At 42.2% G+C, this 5,729-nt stretch carries 5 protein-coding genes; all 5 read right to left on the reverse strand.

Going from position 1 to position 5,729, the window contains the following annotated elements:
• Positions 1-317: 317 nt before the first annotated feature.
• Positions 318-1,673, reverse strand: a complete 1,356-nt coding sequence (locus V7083_RS21040; protein WP_335481654.1) for an aspartate aminotransferase family protein — start codon at positions 1,671-1,673, stop codon at positions 318-320.
• Positions 1,674-1,764: 91 nt separating this feature from the next.
• Complete coding sequence (locus V7083_RS21045; RefSeq protein WP_335481657.1) at positions 1,765-3,231, reverse strand: CoA-acylating methylmalonate-semialdehyde dehydrogenase; 1,467 nt, start codon at positions 3,229-3,231, stop codon at positions 1,765-1,767.
• A gap of 110 nt (positions 3,232-3,341) precedes the next feature.
• Positions 3,342-4,958 (reverse strand): PucR family transcriptional regulator, encoded by a 1,617-nt coding sequence (locus V7083_RS21050; protein WP_335481660.1) that lies wholly within the window; start codon positions 4,956-4,958, stop codon positions 3,342-3,344.
• A 79-nt stretch (positions 4,959-5,037) separates the two neighbouring features.
• Positions 5,038-5,244, reverse strand: a complete 207-nt coding sequence (locus V7083_RS21055; RefSeq protein WP_335481663.1) for a hypothetical protein — start codon at positions 5,242-5,244, stop codon at positions 5,038-5,040.
• 11 nt (positions 5,245-5,255) lie between these two features.
• On the reverse strand, positions 5,256-5,729 hold a 474-nt coding region (locus V7083_RS21060), incomplete at its 5' end, for a cytosine permease (protein ID WP_335481666.1).

The following is a 5,729-nucleotide window of genomic DNA, read 5'->3' on the forward strand; positions in this document are numbered from 1 at the left end:
CCGAACTTCAGACAACGCTTCCTCGATTTGGGCTTCCCTTGTCCGAAGACGTCAGAATTTCTGTAATTTGGATAATTTTTTTTTGATGCATTGGATCCTGTTTACATTCTCTACTAATGTTTCGAAACGCTAGTAGAAATTATCACGCCTACAAATTTACTCCCATACCAATGCTATTCGAAGCATTTTTCATCACACACCATAGTATATCAACAAAATTAAATAGCCCATTTATTTTGAGAATCAAACTAACGGCACTAAATTATTTAGTATTCCTCATAAAACTAAACGATTTAGTATTAACAAACTTCTACCCACTATTTAATTTTTTGCAGCGACTCCGTTAAGGTTTTTATTAAGAAGTCAAGATCCGTTTGTTCGATACTTAGTGGTGGTGCTAAAGTTAAAACGTTATTGAACCCTGCTACCGTTGCTCCATTTTTTCCGATGATAATTCCCTTCTCTTTACAGTTGGAAATAGCCTGATTGACAAGGGCCACATCCAAAGGTTCTTTCGTTTTCTTATCTTTAACCAGTTCGATGCCGACTAAAAGCCCTTTGCCGCGGACATCACCGACATAAGGGTGATCCTGCAAGTGATTTTTCAGTTCGTTTAGTAACCTCTCACCCAACTCTTTTGAGCGCTCAAACAGTTTTTCTTTTTCCATGATTTCGAGGTTTTTTAAAGCTAGTGCGCAGGCAGCCGGGTTTCCTCCAAATGTATTGACATGTCGGAAATAATCATACTCTTCTGTGCCTTTAAACGCTTCGTAGATTTCTTTGCGCACGGCCGTTGCCGAAAGTGGCAGATAAGCACTGGTGATGCCTTTTGCCATGGTGATAATGTCTGGCTTGACCCCATAGTTCATAAAGCCAAATGGTTTTCCAGTCCGGCCAAAACCGCAGATGACCTCGTCGACGATTAATAGTGCACCGTGTTTCTCACAAACTTCCTTCGCTGCCTTCATATATCCTTCAGGCGGAACCAGTACACCGCCTCCCGTAATAATTGGTTCCATGATCAGGGCTGCGATCGTTTCACTGAGTTCCCATGTCATGGTTCTGTCAATTTCCTTAACAGAGGAAAGCTCTTTTGGGTCCGAGACATGTGTATCATCCCGATAGGAATCGGGCGGCGACACGTGAATGAATCCTGGCGCGAGAGGTTCGTATTTAAATTTACGTTGGGCCTGCCCAGTGGCGGCCAGAGATCCCATCGAATTTCCGTGATAACCGCGGTAGCGGGAAATGATTTTATAGCGATTGTGCTCTCCTCTTTGTTGGTGGTATTGGCGGACGATTTTAAAGGCCGTTTCGTTTGCCTCGGACCCACTGTTGGAGAAGAAAATGACATACTCATCCCCGAGCATTTCATTTAGTTTTTCCGCTAGCTTAATCGCTGGAACATGGCTTTGGGATAATGGGAAATAGGCCAACTCCTTCAGCTGTTCGTAAGCCGCCTCGGCTAGTTCTGTTCTTCCGTAGCCTATATTCACACACCAAAGCCCGGCCATAGCATCCAAATACCGTTTCCCATCCACATCTGTAATCCATGCTCCCTCTGCCCGTTCCGCCACAATTGTTGACTTTGGGCTGAATGGTTTCATCGCATGCCATACAAATTGATCATCTTTCTCCAATAATTCCTCCTGTGAACGATCCGTTTTCACCATTCTATCTCCCCCTTCCACTTCAAAAAAATTTGGGTGCCTGTCACCATTAGTTATATTTATATAGGTTATATGCTATTAATCTATGTGTTTATTAGGCATCGAATCTAGAAGTAATCATTTTTTTACGCGTATAGAAGTTCACGCCGTCTTTGCCGTTGACGTGGAGGTCACCGTAAAAGGAGTCTTTCCAGCCTGAAAATGGGAAGAAGGCCATGGTGGCTGGGACCCCTACGTTGATCCCAAGCATTCCAGCATCGGCTTCTTCGCGAAATTGGCGGACAGCTTTGGCGTTGTTGGTGTAAATGGTTGCGCCGTTTCCGTAGCGGGATTTACGGATATAGTCCAGACCTTCATCCAGATCCTTTGCCCGCAGCAGGCTTAAGACCGGAGCAAAAATCTCATCTCTGGCAATGGTCATATCCGGGGTCACGTGATCAAAAATCGTTGGACCAAGGAAGTTACCTTGTGGCAGATCATTCATTTCACTACGGCCGTCTCGAATTAACTCTGCTCCCTCGGCAATCCCTTTTTCAATATAGCCGAGAACTTTTTCACGGTGTTCTTTACGGATCACCGGAGTTAACAACACTTCTTCATCCATTCCATTCCCAATAATCAATTCATCAGCTTTTTTCGCCAGGGCTTTTACAAATGGTTCGTTATCGCCCACAACTACCACGGCACTGCAGGCCATACAGCGCTGACCGGCACTTCCAAATGTGGAGCTGATAATATGTTGGACTGCTTTATCCAAGTCTGCATCTGGCATCACAATATGATGGTTTTTGGCGCCAGATAGGGCCTGAACCCGCTTTCCTTCCGCTGCAGCACGCTCATATACATATTTAGCAACCGGTTGTGACCCAACAAAGGAAATCGCGGCAATGTCTTTATGCTCGAGTAGCCCGTTGACTACATCATGGGCACCATGCACCACATTCAGTACTCCTTTTGGTGCGCCAGCAGCGGTAAACAATTCTGCTAATCTACTAGCTAAAATTGGGGTACGCTCTGATGGCTTTAATACAAACGTATTGCCACAGGCAATCGCTAATGGGAACATCCATAAAGGCACCATCATTGGAAAATTAAAAGGGGTAATGCCGCCAACAACTCCCAAAGGATAACGGAACATCTCTGAGTCAATGTCCTCGGCAATCCCTGACAAGGTCTCTCCCATCATTAAGGTAGGTGCACCGCAAGCGAATTCGACGCACTCAATGCCGCGTTGGACTTCACCATAGGCCTCCTTGTATGCTTTGCCGTTTTCCAACACAATAAGTTTGGCAAGCTCCTCGTGATTTTCAGTTAATAGATGATGAAACTTATAGAAAATTCGCGCCCGTTTTGGAACCGGGACATTTTTCCACTTTTTAAATGCTTCTTTTGCGGCTTGCACGGCAAGATCAACATCTTCCTTTGAGGAAACAGGAACCTTTGTAATCAGTTCATTCGTAGCCGGATTTGGTACATCAAGGGTTTGGGAACTGACCGCACTGACCCATTCCCCATTAATGAAATTTTTTAAAACCGCTGTTTCATTTTTAATCACGCTCATTTGTGATCCTCCCTTTCATTATTGGTTTTATTATCTCTTGTTCCTTTGCCTCTTTCATTAGACATACTGTCAAAAGGACGCAGTCAATTGTTAAACACTATGAATATCCATTATTTAACTTGACTTACCTTGATAGGTTGAGAGGCTGCTAAATACTCATGGACTAACAGCATGAATTCTATGGCGACACGTTTTTCGTGATTCATAAAATCCTCTCCGAGCAAATTTTCAAGTTTTTGCAGGCGATGATATAACGTTTGTCTGACAATAAACAGCTTATTTGCCGTTTCCTGCTTGGATCCGTTGCATTCCAAATATACCCTTAAGGTTTCCAGCAGTTTGGCATTAAATTTTTGATCGTATTGTATCACTGGGTGAAGGTATTCTGATGCCAGCTCTTGTAAGTCCGTATGCTTCCCTAATTGGGATATAAGCCGGTATAAATGCAGATCTTCATAAAAATAATAGGGCTGCTTGTTGGTCATTTTTTGCTGTATTCTCAAGGCTTCTTTAGCTGTTTGATAGCTTTTATGTAACTCTGTTAGACGATCGGAAAATTTACCGACGGCGATGATGAATTTGGCGGAGCACTGCTTGCGGATAAACTCGGAATGCTGCACCGAATCAATTGCCTTTTTAATCCGCTCCTTCATATTCTTTTTAGAACGGTTGTTTAAGAGAATAAAAATGAGTTCATTTCTTCTTTCAACAAAGAATAACGTAAATCCATTTTGTTCAAAGATAGAGCGTGATAACAGTTTAAGGTAGGTAATATCAGGAAAGGAATTTTCTTTTAATGGCAGGAGTCTGGCTATGAGGACAGAGGCTTCATGATGTTTAGTGGTAATACCGTTCTCTACTAAATAATCATAGATTTCCTCCATAGAATGCTCCCCCTCGAGCCAGCCGTGCAGCCACTCAAATGCCTCAACTCTCTTTTTCTCCTCGACATACAAATCCCTCAGTAAATGTTGGGCCAGTGCCGTTGCAGTTCTATCCAGAATTAATAAATCATACTCGCTGATCGGGATTTCATGGGAATAAATGGCCAGTTCAGCATATTCCTGTCCGAATAAGAAAATTGGTGTCAATCCGATTTGTTCACTTGGAACTGTTTTTGCCAGCTCAAGCTGTTCGATCATTGCCCATTGCTCCTGACGATTAATTTCTGGAACAAATTCATATGACTGATTTTTCAACCGGAATATGATTTGGACATCCAGTGCCGAAAAGATGAATTGCAGAATATCTTCATAGTTTTCTATAGTAAGCAGTCGTTTATTTAAGCTTTGCGAATAATTTTCCAAATCGGAAATCTTCTGATATTGCTGATTGATAATAATAGAATGTAAATCTTGAGTGATTTCTACAAACGGGACCTCTTGTTGGAAAATAATAATCGGGAACTGATGAGTATTGGCGAGTTCGATGACATCATCCGTGATTTCAGAAATGTACGTTCCTATTTCAATACACAAGCCGGCCACCCCATGATCAATAAATTCTTTCACCATAGTAATAAGGATATCTGGCTGATTTTTCCAGGCGATTCCAGTCGATAAAATCAGCTCCTGCCCTTTTAATAGATTCTTCATACCTGTAGCCTCGACAACATGAACCCATTTCACAATGCGATGAAGACCTTCGAATCCGGCAACCACACTGGCGGTTTCAAAATGTTTTCTTGATAAAATATCTGAGACTTTTAACTGAAATTGTTCCTTCATGTGATTGATCTCCTTTGGGAAAAATGCTGGAAAAGGATTGGTGCTTAACGCCCAATCCTTTTCCAAAAACGGACAACTTCTATTTTTGTTTGATTAAGATACTCGAAAAATACTTTCTGGCATTGGCATTCCCAACCAGTAACGTTTCAGACTCATGTCCATCCGGATGGACAAACTCAACAGTTGCCCCATTTAGATGTTCTGTCACACTTTGAATCATGTAACCCTTTTGGATGAGAAAATCGATTTTATCCCGTTCTTCTAGGAATAGCAGATAATCAGACATAGACATCCCCCTTAATAAAAGTCAAGGTTTTTCGGTGCTTTTTCAGTGACAGGTTCATAAACCGTCTCATCGATTTCCCAGTCACGGCCAACAGAAATCCCCAAATATTTTTCATCACATGGATCTTCGATTTCGGCCTGTTTGTATTTAGTAAACCACCAATATTTTGCCAGAATAAAGTAGATGACAGCACCTACGATGAATCCCACTAAAAATCCATAGTTTGGAACAAAGTAAGAAGCAACTGCCCCTATGATCCAGGCGATAAACCCAGCAAGGTTTACCCCGCCCATATAACGATATTGTCCGTGATCTTCATAAAGCTCAGGTACATTTACGCGTCTTTTACGGATTAAATAATAATCAGCAAACAAAATTCCTACAATCGCAGATAAAATTCCGCCGACAAACAGGAGAATGGGAATAATGACACCGAATAAGGTCCAAGGCTGAACCACTGTTCCCACGATACCCGCTGTAATAAC

This window comes from Bacillus sp. JJ1764 (genome assembly GCF_036962145.1).
Classification (GTDB): Bacteria; Bacillota; Bacilli; order Bacillales; family Cytobacillaceae; genus Neobacillus.

Coding starts and splice junctions, on each gene's coding strand:
- V7083_RS21045 (WP_335481657.1), bottom strand. CDS start 3,231: ATGAGCGTGATTAAAAATGAAACAGCGGTTTTAAAAAATTTCATTAAT.
- V7083_RS21050 (WP_335481660.1), bottom strand. CDS start 4,958: ATGAAGGAACAATTTCAGTTAAAAGTCTCAGATATTTTATCAAGAAAA.
- V7083_RS21055 (WP_335481663.1), bottom strand. CDS start 5,244: ATGTCTGATTATCTGCTATTCCTAGAAGAACGGGATAAAATCGATTTT.
- V7083_RS21040 (WP_335481654.1), bottom strand. CDS start 1,673: ATGGTGAAAACGGATCGTTCACAGGAGGAATTATTGGAGAAAGATGAT.